This window comes from Roseomonas nitratireducens (assembly GCF_017813355.1).
GTDB lineage: Bacteria > Pseudomonadota > Alphaproteobacteria > Acetobacterales > Acetobacteraceae > Neoroseomonas > Neoroseomonas nitratireducens.
On the sequence record NZ_JAGIYZ010000003.1, the window covers coordinates 90,600 to 105,423 of the forward strand.

The 14,824-nt window shown below is 75.0% G+C and carries 10 protein-coding genes; 3 read left to right on the plus strand and 7 right to left on the minus strand.

The genetic code is table 11. From position 1 onward, the window contains the following. The first annotated feature begins 59 nt into the window (after positions 1 to 59). On the plus strand, positions 60 to 1,559 hold the full coding sequence (locus J5Y09_RS04835; protein ID WP_209350622.1) for an SLC13 family permease: 1,500 nt from the start codon (positions 60 to 62) through the stop codon (positions 1,557 to 1,559). Here J5Y09_RS04835 and J5Y09_RS04840 read toward each other — a convergent pair whose 3' ends face one another. Beyond that, a complete protein-coding gene (locus J5Y09_RS04840; RefSeq protein WP_209350623.1) occupies positions 1,560 to 5,354 on the minus strand; it encodes a translocation/assembly module TamB domain-containing protein in 3,795 nt (1,264 codons plus the stop codon). Beyond that, positions 5,354 to 7,255 (minus strand): autotransporter assembly complex protein TamA, encoded by a 1,902-nt coding sequence (locus J5Y09_RS04845; protein WP_209350624.1) that lies wholly within the window; start codon positions 7,253 to 7,255, stop codon positions 5,354 to 5,356. Before J5Y09_RS04845 ends, J5Y09_RS04840 begins: the two co-directional genes overlap by 1 nt. Between J5Y09_RS04845 and J5Y09_RS04850 the strand changes: the two genes are divergently transcribed. Next, the gene (locus tag J5Y09_RS04850) at positions 7,254 to 8,405 is read left to right on the plus strand and encodes an amidohydrolase (protein ID WP_209350625.1); all 1,152 of its coding nucleotides are present in this window, start codon (positions 7,254 to 7,256) and stop codon (positions 8,403 to 8,405) included. The genes J5Y09_RS04845 and J5Y09_RS04850 overlap by 2 nt on opposite strands. A 21-nt stretch (positions 8,406 to 8,426) precedes the next feature. Here the strand turns inward: J5Y09_RS04850 and J5Y09_RS04855 are convergent, their stop codons facing one another. Next, on the minus strand, positions 8,427 to 8,777 hold the full coding sequence (locus J5Y09_RS04855) for a hypothetical protein (protein WP_209350626.1): 351 nt from the start codon (positions 8,775 to 8,777) through the stop codon (positions 8,427 to 8,429). A gap of 219 nt (positions 8,778 to 8,996) precedes the next feature. After that, entirely contained in the window at positions 8,997 to 9,755 is a 759-nt protein-coding gene (locus tag J5Y09_RS04860) for a Crp/Fnr family transcriptional regulator (protein WP_209350627.1), read from the minus strand. A 55-nt stretch (positions 9,756 to 9,810) separates the two neighbouring features. Between J5Y09_RS04860 and J5Y09_RS04865 the strand changes: the two genes are divergently transcribed. After that, positions 9,811 to 11,241, plus strand: coding sequence for an NAD(P)-binding domain-containing protein (locus J5Y09_RS04865; RefSeq protein WP_209350628.1), 1,431 nt, complete (start codon positions 9,811 to 9,813; stop codon positions 11,239 to 11,241). 7 nt (positions 11,242 to 11,248) lie between these two features. Here J5Y09_RS04865 and J5Y09_RS04870 read toward each other — a convergent pair whose 3' ends face one another. Genes J5Y09_RS04870 through J5Y09_RS04880 form a run of 3 tightly spaced genes read right to left on the minus strand, consistent with a single transcriptional unit; the run spans position 11,249 to position 14,801 of the window. Next, entirely contained in the window at positions 11,249 to 11,551 is a 303-nt protein-coding gene (locus tag J5Y09_RS04870; protein WP_209350629.1) for a hypothetical protein, read from the minus strand. A gap of 17 nt (positions 11,552 to 11,568) precedes the next feature. Continuing rightward, positions 11,569 to 13,038, minus strand: coding sequence for an HlyD family type I secretion periplasmic adaptor subunit (locus tag J5Y09_RS04875; RefSeq protein WP_245216843.1), 1,470 nt, complete (start codon positions 13,036 to 13,038; stop codon positions 11,569 to 11,571). Beyond that, positions 13,035 to 14,801 (minus strand): type I secretion system permease/ATPase, encoded by a 1,767-nt coding sequence (locus J5Y09_RS04880; protein ID WP_245216845.1) that lies wholly within the window; start codon positions 14,799 to 14,801, stop codon positions 13,035 to 13,037. Before J5Y09_RS04880 ends, J5Y09_RS04875 begins: the two co-directional genes overlap by 4 nt. Positions 14,802 to 14,824 lie beyond the last annotated feature (23 nt).

The following is a 14,824-nucleotide window of genomic DNA, read 5'->3' on the forward strand; positions in this document are numbered from 1 at the left end:
GGCGCGCTGAGCGCGCCGCGCGCAAGCCTTCGCCAACCTGGTCGGGGGAGGGGCGGCGGATGGCGGCGGCAATGGCGGAAGGCGGGGGCGGGGCACGGCGCTGGATCGGCCTCGGACTCGCGCTTGCGGTGCTGCTCGCCGCGACGCTCGCGCCTCCTCCGGACGGGTTGCCGGTCGCGGGGCAGCGCGCCATCGGCATCCTGCTCTTCGCGGTCGTCCTCTGGGTGAGCGAGGCGGTGGACCTCACCGTCTCCGCCTTCCTGATCGCGGCGCTGACCATCCTGCTGGTCGGCACCGCGCCGGACCCCGCCGCACCGGAGCGCATGCTCGGCATCGCCCGGGCGCGGGACTGGGCGATCGGCGGCTTCGCCAACAACGCCGTCGCGCTGGTCGGCGCGGCGCTGGTCTTCGCCGCAGCGGTCAGCGCGACGGGGCTCGACCGGCGCATCGCGCTCGCGACGCTGGCGCGCGTCGGGACGAAGCCGCAGGGGATTTTCGCGGGCACGCTCGCGGTCGGCGTGATGCTCGCCTTCCTGGTGCCGTCGGCCACCGCGCGCGTCTCGGCGGTGGTGCCGATCGTGCTCGGCATCATCGGCGCTTTCGGATTGCAGCGGGATTCGCGACTTGCCGCGCTGCTGATGATCGGCTCGGCGCAGATCTGCTCGGTGATGAACATCGGCGTGCTGACGGCCGCGGCGCAGAACGCGACCTTCCTCGGGCTGATCGGGCGCGCCATCCCGGGGGCGACGGTCACCTGGCTCGACTGGTTCATCGCCGCCGCGCCCTTCTGGCTGCTGATGGCGCCGCTGCTCTACGTGATCCTGTGGCGCTTCCACCGGCCGGAGGACGCCGTCAGCCAGGATGGCGGCGCCGCCGTCGCGCGTGACCTCGCCGCCCTCGGGCCGATGGGCGGGGCGGAAAAGCGCACGCTCGCCGCGGGGCTCCTGCTGCTCGCCTGCTGGGCGACGGAAGGGCGGCTGCATCCGCTCGACACCGCGTCCTCGACCATTATCGCGGTGACGGTGCTGCTGCTGCCGCGCATCGGCGTGATGTCGTGGAAGCAGGCGCAGGCGTCCGTGCCCTGGGGCACGCTGATCCTGTTCGCGGTCGGCATCGCGCTGGGGTCGGTGCTGGTGCAGACGCGCGGCGCCGCCTGGATGGCGGGGCAGATCGTGGACGTCTTCGCGCTGCGACAGGCCACGCCCTTCGTGATCGTCGCCGTGATGGCGGCCTTCCTCATCCTCGTGCATCTGGGCTTCGCCTCGGCCACCGCGCTGGCGGCGGCCTTCATCCCTATCGTCATCTCGGTGCTGCAGGAAGTGGCGCGGGCGGGCGTGCCGGTGAACGTCGCGGGGGTGACGATGATCCTGCAGTTCACCGTGTCCTTCGGCTTCCTGCTGGTGGTCAGCGCGCCGCAGAACATGGTGGCCTTCGGCACGGGCACCTTCGCGGCGCGGGACTTCTTCCGCTCGGGCGTCGTCATCACCCTGGCGGGCTACGCGCTGGTGCTGGCGCTGACGGCGACCTGGTGGGACTGGTTGGGCTATGTGCGGGGCTGATCAGTACTCGATCTCGAAGGACAGCCCCACGCGGTCGCCGGCCGCGCTGTTGCCGCCCGTCTCGGCCTCGATCCGCACGCGCGGCAGCACGTCGATCTGCACGCCGACGCGCGGCGCGCCGCCTTCGCTCGACTGCCGCACGCCGACATAGACGCCCTCGGCCACGTAGCGCCCGGTCTCGAGCGTCGCGCCCTGGCCGCGCCCGCCATCCGGGCGCCGGTCCTCACCCACCGCGAGCCGGTCGAGCGCGAGCGTCCGCCGGATGCGATCGAGGATGCCGGCCGCCCCCGGCGTCTCGATCCCCGCCGCGCCCGCCAGCACCTGCGCCAGCTGCGCGAGTTGGAAGGGCGACAATTCGCTGGCCCGCCGGTCGAACAGCAGGCGGGACAGGATCTCGTCCTGCGGCAATTCGGGCGTGGAGGAGAATTCGATGCGCGGGTCGGTCGCCGGCCCGGTGACGGTGACGTTCGCCGTCACCTCCCGCGCCCGCGACGCGGCGAGGAAGTCGAGCGACGGCACCAGCGTCCCCGCATCGAAGGCGATCGTGCCGCGCCGGAAGTCGAGCCGCCGGTCGAAGATCGAGATGTTCCCCCGCCGCAGGGACAGCCCGCCCGTCACCGCCGGCGCCGCGATCGCGCCACCCACATTCATCGTGCCGCCGAATTCCGCGTCGATGCCACGCCCGCGCACGAAGACCGCGCGTGGGGCCGCGACCTCGATCGCCAGCGCGATGTCGGGCAGGCCCGAGGGCGCGCCCGCCGGCCGCGGCGGATCGAGCGGCGGCGTGTTCGGCGGCCGCCGCCCGCGTTCGCGCACGCCCTCGATGCGCCGGACGGAGGGCGGCAGCTTCTCCGGCACCGTGATGTCGAGCCGCTTGATTTCGACACGCCCGTCCAGCCGCGCCTGTTCCAGCAGCCGCCCGACGAGGCGGAGATCGGCATCGAAGACGCCGCTCGCGAGGTCGGATCGCAGCGGCCGCGCGCCGCGCGCGGTCAGCGTCAGCTCCGCCGGCAGGCCGGGCGCGAGCGGGGAGAGCGTGCCGCCGATCCCGATGGTGCCATTGCCCGGCGTGCGCGCGGCGAAGCGATCGATGACGACACGGTCGCCCTCCGCGCGCAGCACCGCCTCGATCTCCGACAGCGTCACGCCCTGCGCGAGGTCCCGGAAGGCCCCGCCCGACAGCGTTGCGCGGCCGGTCAGCGCGGGGGCCGCGAGCGTGCCGCCGGCTTCCATCGCCAGCGCCAGCCGGCCCGCCACGCGCTGCGACCCGGCGGCCAGGATCGGCCCGGCGATGGCGCCGAGATCGGCATTCGCCTCCAGCCGCGCGGCGAGCGGCGCCGTGCCCGCGAAGCCGCCCGGCAGCCGCGCCGTGCCGTTCGCCCGCAGCACCGCGCCCGCCGCGGCGTCCAGCCGCAGATCGGCGCCGCGCGCCCCGGCCGTGCCCTCGACCAGCAGCCGCGCCGGCGGCAGGCCGCGAAAGGCGGGATCGGCGATGGCAAGGCCCGTCGCTTCCAGCCGGAACCGCGCGGCGGGGTCGCCGACGGGCCCGGTGATGCGCGCCTCGGCCGAGATGGTGCCGCGCGCGGCGAGGTCGGGCGCGGCCAGGGCCGCGATCCCCGCGACCGGCAGCGCGGCGAGCGTCGCGCGTATGTCGGCCTGCTCCGGCCCCCATGTGCCTTCGGCGCGCAGCGTGCCGCCGCGGCTCGTCGTCAGCGCGATGCCGGCAAGGGCGATGCCGCCATCCGCGGCGAGCGTGACGCGCGCGGGCGCGGTCAGGCGCAGGCTGTCCGCGCCGCGCCGGAGCAGCATCTCCGCGATGTCGACGCGCCGCGCATCGCCTTCCTGCGTCAGCCGCGCGCGCGTCGTCAGCCGCGCATCCTGCGCGCGCGCCTCGATCTCGGCCTCGGCCGCGGCGAGCGTGCCGCGCGCCGCGACGCGGCCGGCGAGCGCGGTCCCGTCCACCCGCGCCTCCGGCACATCGAGCGTCGCGTCGAAGCCCTGCATCCCGTCGCGCAGGTCGAGCACCGCGCGCAGCGCGACGCGCCCGGCGAGCCGCATGCCGGCGAGCGACGAGAAGGGCGCGAGGTCCGTCACGTCCAGCGTGGCGTTGCCCTGGAAGGTCGCGGCGGCCCGGTCGGCCAGCCCGGCGGCGTCGAGCGACGCCGGGCCGAAGCGGGCGGCGAGGCGGGCGAGGCGGATGCGTTCCCCCTCCGGCGCGGCGGCGAGGTCGAGCGCCACCGGCAGCCCGGCATAGGTCGCCGTCAGCCGCGCTTCCGCGCGCGGCGCGGAGAGCGGCGTCGCCACGTTCAGCGCGAGGTCCGGGGCTTCCAGCACCTCCGCGCCGCGCGCCACGCGTTCCCCGCGCGCCGTCAGCGCGAGCGACGGATCGCCGCGCGGCCCGGTCAGGCGCGCTTCCGCCGCCAGCGCGCCGGCAAGGCCCGGCACGAGCGGCGCGAGGTCGGCGACGCGCGCGCGGATGGTCGCGTCCAGCGTCTCGCCCACCAGGCCCTCGGCGGTCACGCGCGCGCCGGCGCCGTCGATGGACAGTGCCTCGATCCGGTCGGGCAGCGCGCCGCGCAGCGACAGCCGTGGCGTGGCGCCGAGTGCGGCGGCCAGCGCCGGCGTGTCGCTGGCGAAACCCGTCGCGGCGAGGTCGAGCGCGATGGCGGGCGCGCGCATCGCGCCGCTCGCGCGCGCCTCGGCCGTGATGCCCGCGAAGCGCGCCACGGGCGGGATCAGTGCGCCGAAGGCCGTGCTCTCCCCGACCGAGAGGCGCAGCGCGAGGTCCAGGCGCTCGGCCGCGAGGTCGGCGCCGCCGGATGCCTCCGCGCGCGCCGCCGGCGCCTGCACCGCGAACCGCCGCAGCGTGACGCGCCGCGCCGCGTCGATCTCGCCGTCCAACGCGACCTCGGCCGGCATGGCGGCGGCGCGCAGCGCCTCGGGCAGCAGCGGCGCGGCGGCCAGGCGCAGCGTCAGCGCCGCCCCGGCCGCGCCATCGGGCGCCGCGCGCACCGTGCCCCCGGCGGCGAGCGTGATGTCGTCCCCCAGCGAGGCGGCGAGGTCGAGCCGCGCGCCGCGCGCCGGCCCGTCGAGCGACAGCCGCAGCGCGGCCGCGCGGCCCGGCAGGCCGAGCGCCGTGGCGAGCAGTCCGCCGGGCGGTTCCGCGGCTTCGATGCGGGCCGAAAGCCGATCCGCGCCCGGAGCCAGATCGAGCGCGATGCGCGCCTCGGCCGGCGCGTCGAGCCGCCGGAGGGCAAGACGCGCGGCGAGCGCGCCGGAGGCGAGCGACGCCTCGCCTTCGACCGCGAGCACGGCATCGATGCCCGCCACCGCGGCACCCAGTTCGATCCGCTCCACCGCCAGCCGATCGAGCCGCAGCGCGACCGGCAATTCGGGCAGGGCAGGGACCAGCGGCGCATCCGGGTCGGGCGGGGGTGGCGGTGTGCTGTCGCCGGGCGGCAGCCGGTGCAGCGCGACGCGGCGCGCGGTCAGCGCGGTGACGCGCACCTCCCGCCCCAGCAGCGCCATCAGGTCGAGCGCGATGGCGGCGTCTTCCAGTTCCACCCAGGCGCCGGCCTCGTCGGACATGGTCAGGCGCCCGACCGCAAGCCGCGCGGGCAGCGGGCTGGCCAGGCCCTGGATGCGCAGGCCGGGGACGGCATCCTCGGCCAGCCGCGCGATGGTCGCGCGCCCGCCCTCGCCATTCGCCCAGACCAGCCCGCCGGCGAGGATGACGAGCAGCAGGACCGGCAGGGCCAGCAGCGTCAGCCCGATGCTGCGAAGCGCGCGGCGCATCAGAAGGCCTGCCCGATGCCGACATAGAGCGCATAGGCCGGATCGCCGCGCTGCGGGTTCAGCGGCACGCCGACATCGACGCGGATCGGCCCGATCGCCGTCAGGTAGCGCAGCCCCGCGCCAACGCCGACGCGCAGGTCGCCGCTGCCGGGGAAGCTGTCCTCGCCCACGCTGCCGGCCTCGACGAAGGCGACCGCGCCCCAGGGGCCGGAGATGCGCTGGCGCCATTCGGCGCCGAGCTCGAGCAGGCTCGCGCCCCCGAGCGGCCGGTTGCCGGCGTCGCGCGGCCCGATCGACTGGTAGGTGTAGCCGCGCACCGACCCGCCGCCGCCCGAATAGAAGCGCTTGTCGAGCGTGATGTCGTCCCGCGTCGCGCCCACCGTGGCGCCGAGTGCCGCGCGCAGCGCGAGCACGCCGCGCGCATCGCCCGTCAGGTCGAGATAGGTGCTGCCGCTGGCGTAGAGCCGCGTGAAGGTCGTGCCGTCCCGGATCGAGTAGAAGGGCGTGGCCGTCACCGCCGCGCGGATGCCGCGCGTGGGGTCGAGCGGGCTTTCGGTGTCGTCCCAGCGCAGCCCCGTGACGAAGCCGAACAGCGAGAAATCCTCGAGGTCGCCATAGCGCCCGATGCGCCCGGTCTCGTACAGCGGCCCGGCCTGCACCGCGAGCCGGTCCGACAGCGAGCGCTCCGCGAGTGCCGAGGCGAGCACGGCGTCGCGGTCATAGGCTTCGAGCCTTTCGCGCACCGCGCCCATGCGCACCGTCAGCCGCGCATCCTGGCGCCAGATCTCGGGCGTGGTGAGCGTCGCGAAGGCGCGGTAGGTCGAATTGTCGAGCCCCGAGGAGCCGAGCCGCGCCGCCTCCGCCTCAAGCCGCAGCCGCTCCGCGCCGCCGAACAGGTTGCGGTGTTCCCAGTAGACGCTGACCGCCGCGCCGTAGTTCGTCTCGTAGGCGATGCTCGCGCCCAGCGCGCGGCGCGGCCGTTCCGACACGCGGAAGGTCACGGGCAGCCTTCCATCGGGCGTCAGCGCGGTACCGGGTTCCGCCCGCACGCTCTCGAAGACGCCGAGGGCCATCAGCGCGCGGCGGCCGCGTTCCAGCGTCGCGGGCGAATAGTCCTGCCCTTCCATCCGCCGCGCCGCGGTGCGCGCGAGCAGCCCGTCATCCACGCGCTGCTGGCCCACCACCTCCGGCGTCGCGAAGCGGGCGCGCGGCCCGGGCGCGATGCGCCACGCTATGTCGAGCGTGCGGCGGTCGTGGTCCACCCACACCTCCCGCCCCGCGACGGTCGCGAGCGGATGGGCCGCGCGGCGCAGCGCCCCGATGATCGCGCCTTCGGCATCGAGCACGGTGGCCGCGCGGGCGGGATCGCCTTCCGCGATGCCGGCGGATGGCATCGCCGCGCGCAGGGCGGGCGCGGCCTCGGCCGGTTCGGCGGCCGCCTCCACGCGACCGATCCGGTACTGCGGGCCGGGGGTCAGGGTGAAGCGGACCGGCACGGGCTCCCGCGCCGCGGCGAGCAGGCCGGGCAGGGCGGGGTCGTCGGGCGGACGGCCGGCGATGGTCGCGGCGACGGACCCGCCCCAATGGCCCTCGGCGCGCAGCACCTCCATCAGCCGGGGCAGGTCGGCGCGGACGCGGACGATCAGGCCGAAGGCGTCGGTCGGCGCGGAGTCGCGCAGGCGGATCGTCTGGGCGACCGCTGCGGCGGTGGCGGCCAGCGACTCGGCGCCCTCGGGCGAGACCTCGGCTGAATAGGGCAGGCCGGGCTCGGCGGTGGGTTCGGCTTCCTGCCCGCGCGCGGCGCCGGCAGCCAGCATCCAGGCGCCGCACAGCGTTCCCGCCAGGACCGCGCCGGGGGCGATGGTGCGTTTGCGCGCGCGGGGATAGGCTCGAAGGGTCATGCACAACGATCTCGCCTCGACCCTTACCGCCTGGCGCCGCCATCTGCACGCCAACCCCGGACTCACCCTGCATGAAGGCGACACCGCCGCCTTCGTCGCCGCCCGGTTGCGGGAGATGGGCGTGACCGACATCGCAACGAATGTCGGCGGGCACGGCGTGGTCGCGACCCTGTCGCGGGGCGGCGGCAACCGCGCCGTCGGCCTGCGGGGCGACATGGACGCGCTGCCGATCCAGGAGCAGAACGAGGACATCGCCTGGCGCTCCACCGTGCCCGGCGTGATGCATGCCTGCGGGCATGACGGGCATACCACGGCGCTGCTCGGCGCGGCGAAGGTCCTGCTCGACGATCCGTCCTGGACCGGTACGGTGCGGCTGGTGTTCCAGCCGGCGGAGGAAGGCGGCGGCGGCGCGAAGGCGATGATCGCCGACGGGTTGTTCAAGCGCTTCCCGATGGAACGCATCTTCGGCTGGCACAACTGGCCGGGCCTGCCCGCGGGCACCGTCGCGGTGCACGACCGCGCGGTGATGGCGGCCGGCGCGCGCTTCCAGATCGTGTTCGACGGCCATGCCGGCCATGCCGCGCTGCCGCACCTGACGCGCGACCCGATGGTCGCGGCGGGTCATGCGATCGTCGCCATCCAGTCGATCGTCGCGCGCAACCTCGACCCGCTGGCGGGCGGCGTCGTCAGCGTGACGGTGGTCGAAGGGGGCGAGGCGCAGAACCAGATCACCGCCCGCGTCACGCTCAAGGGCACCGCGCGCTGGCTGCGCGACCAGGACATGGAGACGATCGAGAGCGGGCTGTCGCGCGTCGCCAACGGCATCGCCGCGACCTTCGGCGTGAAGGCGGATTTCTCCTTCCGCGCCGGCGTCATGGTCACGGCGAACACGCCGGCCGAACGCGACCTCGCCGCCGCCGCCGCGGGCGCGGTGACGGAACTGCGCCGCGACATCGACCCGGCCATGACGGGCGAGGATTTCGCCTGGTACCTGACCGAGGTGCCCGGCGCCTTCGTCTGGATCGGCAACGGGCCGGCGGAGAATGGCCGCGAACTCCACCACCCGCGCTACGACTTCAACGACGAGATCCTGCCGGTCGCGTCGAAGTTCCTCGCCGAAGTGGCCAAGCGGGCGCTGGCCGGGGCCTGAGCACCCGGCCGCGCGCGGCCGTCAGGCGGCCTCGGCGTCCCGGGCGCGACGGCGCGGGGCCGGTTCGGGCTGCGGCGCCGCTTCATCGGTGGTCGCGGGCGCGCCCAGCCGGACGAAGCTTTCCATGAAGCGGAGCGTCGCTTCGGAATAGGCCTGCGTCGCCTCCGTCACCCAGCGCGTCTGCACCATCGTCAGGTCGGACAGGCTGTCGCAGCAGCCCGCTTCCTGCAGCGTGCGGGCATCGGCGCGCAGGCGTTCGGCCATGAAGTCCATCGTGTCGCGCATCCATGTCGCGGCGAGGCGCGGCACTGCGTCGGCCGCAGGCATGCCGGCGGCGCCGGCCATCGGGCCTTGCGTGGTGAAGCTGTCCATCGCTGTCTCCCTCCATTCTGTCGGGCCGGTCCGCCGCGCCGGGGGGGGGCGGCGGATGGGGGGCGGACCATGCCGCGCGCGCCGGCGTGGCGCACTGATCGAGATCAGTGCCGCCGGGCGCGGCCGTGGCGGCGTTTCGCCCGCCATGCCAGCGCGCGGCGGCAAGCGGCTGGCGGGTCGACCTTCCCGTGCCGCATGCCGCCGCCGGCCGGGCGGGCCTCAGCCCGACGCGGCCCAGAGCGCGAGCAGTTCCGCCGGCGGATCGGCGAGCGCGACCAGCCGCGCCGCATCGAGCAAGGTCAGCCGTCCCCGTGAGATCCGCGCGACGCCGTCCTGGCGCAGCCTGCGCAGCATCCGCGTCACGTGCTCGGGCGTCAGGCCCGTGGCGTCGCCGATCAGCCGGTGCGTCAGCGGCACCGGCACGGCGACCCCTTCGGCCGGCGGATGCCGCCCGCCGAGCCTGACCAGCAGTTCCAGCAGCAGATGCGCGACGCGCGCGAGCGCCGGCCGCTGCCCGAGCGTCGTCACCTGTTCCGCCGCGAAGGCGACGTCGCGCTCCAGGCACCACAGCAGGCGGTCGTCCAGCGCCGGCCAGGCATGGCGCAGCGCCGCGAGCCGCTCGGCCGGGATCGGGCAGACCAGCGCCGCCGTCAGCGCCTCCGCGCCCAGCGCGTGGTTCGCCTGTTCCTCGGGATGCAGGCCGAAGATCGCGCCGGGCAGCAGGAAGCGCAGCACCTGGCGCCGCCCGTCGGGCAGCGCCTGGGCCAGAGCGACCCAGCCCGCGACCAGGATGAAGACGTCGCGGCAGGCCTCCCCCTGGCGGAACACGGCGGCGCCGGGCGGCAGGGCGAGCGCGGGCCGGCGCGCGGCCTCGAGTGCCGCCAGCGCCTCCGGCCCGCGCATCGGCGCGCAGAGGCCGGGGGCGCGGGCGGGGCAGGTGGCGCAGCGCAGGCCGGGCGGGGAGGGGTCGCAGCCCATCCACGCAGCATGGCACGGGCTGGGGCCCGCGGCGCGTCGCGACTATCCTGCCGCGATGCAGCACGACCCCGCCCCTGGCCTCGCCGCCCTGGAAGCCCGCCTCGCGCAAGGGCTGGAGTGGCTGCAGGAACCGGCCGCCGCATGGGTGCCGCCGGTCGCGGCGCCGGACGGGTCGGTGGCGCTCGACGTCGCCATCCTCGGCGCCGGCATGGCGGGGCTCGCGGCCGGCTTCGCGCTGCGGCGGGACGGGGTGCGGCGCGTGGCACTTTTCGATCCGGCGGCGGAGGGCGCGGAAGGCCCCTGGGCGACCTATGCGCGCATGCCGACGCTGCGCAGCCCGAAGCAGCTGGCCGGGCCGGCGCTCGGCCTGCCGGACCTGACCTTTCGCGCCTGGTTCACTGCCTCGCGCGGCGCCGAGGCGTGGGAGGCGCTCGGAAAGATCCCGACGGCGATGTGGATGGACTACCTGCGCTGGTTCCGTCGCGTCGCGGGGCTCGATGTCCGCAACGGCATCGGCGTCGCGCGCATCGAACCCGGTGATGCGCTGTTCCGGCTGCGCCTGTCGGATGGCGGGGTGGCGTTCGCGCGGCATGTGGTGCTCGCCACCGGGCGGGACGGGCTCGGCGGGCCGCGGCTGCTGCCGGGCTTCCTGCCGGAATGGCGCGGGCGGTGCTGGGCGCATTCGGCCGACGCGATCGACTTCGCCGCGCTGGCCGGGCGGCATGTAGTGGTGATCGGCGCCGGCGCCTCGGCCTTCGACAATGCGGGGGCGGCGCTCGAAGCCGGCTGCGCGCGGCTGACCATGCTGCTGCGGCGGGGCAGCCTGCCGCGCGTCAATTCCTCCAAGGCGCTCGACAGCCGCGGCATCTGGCATGGCTGGCACGCGCTGCCGGCCGCCTGGCGCTGGCGGCTGATGCTGTCGGTCGAGCGCCGGCAGACGCCGCCGCCGGCCGAGAGCGTGCGCCGCGTCGCCGCGCATCCGAACGCCACGCTGATGACGGGGGCGGGGGTCGAAGCGGTGGCGCGGGACGGGGCCGGCCTGCGGCTGGCGACGCCGCGCGGGGCGGTGGCGGCGGATTTCGTCATCCTCGGCACCGGCTTCCTGCAGGACGTGGCGCTGCGGCCGGAACTCGGCGCCATGGCCGAGGACATCCGGCTGTGGCGGGACGCCTACGCCCCGCCGGAGGCGGAGCGGGACGCGGCTCTAGGCCTGTGCCCCTGGCTCGACGAGGGCTTCGCCTTCACCGAGCGCGTGCCGGGCCGCGCGCCCTGGCTCGCGCGGCTGCACTGCTTCAACTTCGCGGCCACGCTGAGCCACGGGAAGGTGACGGGCGACATCCCGGCCATCACCGCGGGCGCGCAGCGGCTGTCGCAGGCGATCGCCGCGCGGCTGCTGGCCGCGGACATCGAGGCGCATGCCGCGCGCCACGCGGCGTTCGACGAACCGGAGATCCGCGGCGACGAATGGCCGGGGGTGGCGCTGTAGCGGCGCGTCAGCCCTGGAAGCGGAAGGCGCCGCTCGGCGCCTGGACGGCGCCATCGGCCGCCGCGGCCTCGCCGGCGGGCGCCTGCTGCTGCTGCGCGACCTGCGCGCGCACGCGTTCCTCGATCTGCCGCAGCAGGTTGCCCATGCCGTTGACCAGGGCGGGCAGCTGCGTGACGGGCACGCAGAGCATGCCGCAGGGCACGGCCTTCCCGTCGCCGCCGGTCATGGCCAGCGTGATGCGCGCGACGCCGTGCGCGACCTGCGCCTCGATGACGCCGTCGGCGAACAGGGTGGTGCGGTGGTCGGACATGGGATGCGTTCCTGGTTCTACTGCTCGCGGAAGGCGCGGGCGAAGCTGTCGACGATCGGCTGCGTCATGTAGCGCAGGAAGGATCGCTCGCCGATCTGGATCATCGCCTCCACCGGCATGCCGGGGACCAGCTGCACGCCCTGGAGCCGGTCGAGCTGCTCCGCGTCGATCAGGATGTGGACGCGGTAGTAGGAGGCGCGGCTGCGCTCGTCGATCGTCACGTCCTGCGCGACGAAGGTGACATGCCCGTGCAGGTAGGGCACGAGGCGCTGCTTGAAGGCGGGCAGGCGCACTTCCGCCTGCAGCCCGACATGGACCACGTCGATGTCGAAGGGCTGGACGGTGACCTCGGCGATCAGCCGGTCCTGCACCGGCACCAGGTCCATCACCGGGTCGCCCGGCCGCACCACGGCGCCGAGGTTGAACAGGCGCAGGTTCAGCACCGTGCCGGCTTCCGGCGCCACGATGTCGCGGCGCTGGGCCACGTCCTGCGCGGCGCGGATGCGTTCCTCCACCTCGGCGAGGCGGGTGCGGATGTCGCGGCGCTCGGCGGCGGCTTCCTGCCGGCGCTGGCTGACGATGCCGGCGATGGTGTTGCGCGCCTCGGCGATGGTCTGCTGCGCGCGTTCCATCTGGCCCTGGAGTTCCTCCCCCTGGCCTTCGAGCGCGGCCGCGCTGCGCTGGAGGGCGAGCAGGGTGGGCAGGCGCTGCAGGCCCTGCTGCACCAGGCCGCGGGTGATCTCCTCCTCCCGCCGGATCAGTTCCAGCTGGGCGCGCTGGGCGCGCAGCTGGCCGGTGGCGCCGGCGATCATCGCCTCCTGCTGGCCGATGCGGGCTTCCTGCACCGCGACCTGGCTGACGAGGCTGGCGCGGCGCGCCTCGAACACCGCGCGCTGGCCGGCCATGGCGTCCATCGCGCGCGGTTCCTCGGCGGCGAGGATGTCGGCCGGGAAGGCGATGTCGGCGCGGTCGTCCAGTTCGGCGGCAAGCCGCGCATCCTGCGCCATGAAGGACCAGCGCTGGCTGCGCAGCGCCTCGAGGTCCGTGCCGGCGCGGATGTCGTCCAGGCGCATCAGCGTCTGGCCGGCGACGACGCGGTCGCCGTCGCGCACCAGGATCTCCCGCACGATGCCGCCTTCCAGGTGCTGGATGGTGCGGCGCGTGCCCTCGACCTTGATCATGCCGGGGGCGATCGCGGCCTCGGTCAGCGGCGCGAAGATCGACCAGGCGGCGAAGGCGCCGAAGAAGACCACCATGGCGAGGAAGCCGAACAGCACCGTGCCGCGGGTGCCCGGGCGCTGCGGCGTCTCCGGCACGCGGGGCAGGGTCAGCTGGACGGGGGGCAGGCGTTCGGCGCGGGCGATCACCTCCTGCCGGCCAGGGGCGGTCGCGGCTGTCGCGGCTGACGGCGCCGCGGCATTGGCCGCCTGCGGCGGGGCGACCGGCATCGGGCCGGGGGCGGTCGCGGCGGTGGCGGGCTCGCTCATGCCTGGGCTCCCTTCGGCTCGGCACGGGCGGCCTGCGGGGCCGCGATCGGCGTCGGCTGGGCGGGCTTCATGATCTTCTTCAGCACCTCGGTGCGCGGGCCGAACATCTCGACCGCGCCGTCGCGCATCAGCAGCACCTTCTCCACCCCCTGCACGAGGACGGGGCGGTGGGAGACGAGCACGACCGTGGTGCCACGCTTGCGCAGGTCCTGCAGCGCGCCGAGCAGCGCGGCTTCGGAGTCGCCGTCGAGGTTGCTGTTCGGTTCATCCAGCACGATCAGCTTCGGATTGCCGAACATGGCGCGGGCGAGGCCGATCTGCTGGCGCTGGCCGCCCGACAGGTGCTGGCCGCCCTCGCCGATCTCGGTCTCGTAGCCCTTGGGCAGGCGCAGGATCATCTCATGCGCGCCGGCGAGCTTGGCCGCGTCGAACACCGCTTCCGCCGGGGCTTCCGCCATGCGGGAGATGTTGTCGATCACGGTGCCGTCGAACAGTTCCACATCCTGCGGCAGGTAGCCGACATGGCGGCCGAAATCCTCCCGCTGCCAAGTGTAGACATCGGCGCCGTCGAGCCGCACCGCGCCCGAATTGCATTGCAGCGTGCCGGTCAGCAGGCGGATCAGCGTCGTCTTGCCGGCCGCCGAGGGGCCGATGATGGCAAGGCTTTCCGCCGGCTCGAGGGAGAAGGACACGCCCTTGATCACGGCGACGCCCGACCCCGGGAAGCCGAAGGTCACGCGTTCCACCGCCAGCCGCCCGCGGGGTTCGGGCAGCGGGATTCCGGGCGGGCGCAGCCGCGGCAGCACCAGGAAGGCCTGCAGCCGCCGCCAGGATTGCCGCGCCTGCACCAGCTGCTTCCAGCCGCCGATCAGCTGTTCGACGGGCGCGAGCGCGCGGCCCATGATGATCGAGGCGGCGATCGACGCGCCCGCGGTCATCTGCTGCTGCAGCACCAGGTAGGCGCCGAGGCCGAGGATCGCGACCTGCACCGCGAGGCGGGTGAACTTGGTGATGGCGAGCAGCGGCGCGGCGCGGTCCATGGCGCGGTTCATCGGCGCCGTCATCTCGGCCACGCCGATGCGCCAGCGGGCCATGACGGCGGGCAGCATGCCCATGCTGTCGATGACCTCGGCATTGCGCACGATCGATTCGGCCCGGCGCTGGGAGACCATGGCGCCGGTGTTCGCTTCCCGCAGCAGCTTCGAGGTGGCGACCTCGCTCAGCACGGTCAGGCCGAACAGCAGCAGCGCGCCGACCGCGGCGACGGCGCCGAGCATCGGGTGCAGCGCGAAGATCACGAGCAGGTAGGCCGGCACCCAGGGCACGTCGTAGAGCGAGAGCGCGCCGGGGGAGGCGATGAAGCCGCGGCAGACGGCGAGGTCGCGCAGCGCCTCCATCCGGTAGGGGCGGCCGCGCAACTGGCTTTCCACCGCGCGGGCGAAGCCTTCCGGCGCGACCTTCTCCTCCATCCATGCGCCGATGCGATGCATGATGCGCGAGCGCGCCGCCTCGAGCACCGCGAGCAGGCCGAGCGCCGCGATGGCGATGAGCGTCAGGTAGAGCAGCGTGTCGAGGTTGCGGGTGGCGAGCACCCGGTCGAACACCTGCATCATGTACAGCGAGACGGTCAGCTGCAGGATGTTGACCACGCCGCTGAACACGCCGACGGCCATGAACTGGCTGCGGCAGGCGGCGAGTGCGCGGGCGAGCGGCGTCTGGGCCGGGGGGGTCTCGCCGAGGACCATCCTCGGATCAGGGGCCATGGATCGCAGTCATCCTTTCCGCG

Coding starts and splice junctions, on each gene's coding strand:
- J5Y09_RS04835 (WP_209350622.1), top strand. CDS start 60: ATGGCGGCGGCAATGGCGGAAGGCGGGGGCGGGGCACGGCGCTGGATC.
- J5Y09_RS04855 (WP_209350626.1), bottom strand. CDS start 8,777: ATGGACAGCTTCACCACGCAAGGCCCGATGGCCGGCGCCGCCGGCATG.
- J5Y09_RS04880 (WP_245216845.1), bottom strand. CDS start 14,801: ATGGCCCCTGATCCGAGGATGGTCCTCGGCGAGACCCCCCCGGCCCAG.
- J5Y09_RS04845 (WP_209350624.1), bottom strand. CDS start 7,255: ATGACCCTTCGAGCCTATCCCCGCGCGCGCAAACGCACCATCGCCCCC.
- J5Y09_RS04875 (WP_245216843.1), bottom strand. CDS start 13,038: ATGAGCGAGCCCGCCACCGCCGCGACCGCCCCCGGCCCGATGCCGGTC.
- J5Y09_RS04865 (WP_209350628.1), top strand. CDS start 9,811: ATGCAGCACGACCCCGCCCCTGGCCTCGCCGCCCTGGAAGCCCGCCTC.
- J5Y09_RS04860 (WP_209350627.1), bottom strand. CDS start 9,755: ATGGGCTGCGACCCCTCCCCGCCCGGCCTGCGCTGCGCCACCTGCCCC.
- J5Y09_RS04850 (WP_209350625.1), top strand. CDS start 7,254: ATGCACAACGATCTCGCCTCGACCCTTACCGCCTGGCGCCGCCATCTG.
- J5Y09_RS04840 (WP_209350623.1), bottom strand. CDS start 5,354: ATGCGCCGCGCGCTTCGCAGCATCGGGCTGACGCTGCTGGCCCTGCCG.
- J5Y09_RS04870 (WP_209350629.1), bottom strand. CDS start 11,551: ATGTCCGACCACCGCACCACCCTGTTCGCCGACGGCGTCATCGAGGCG.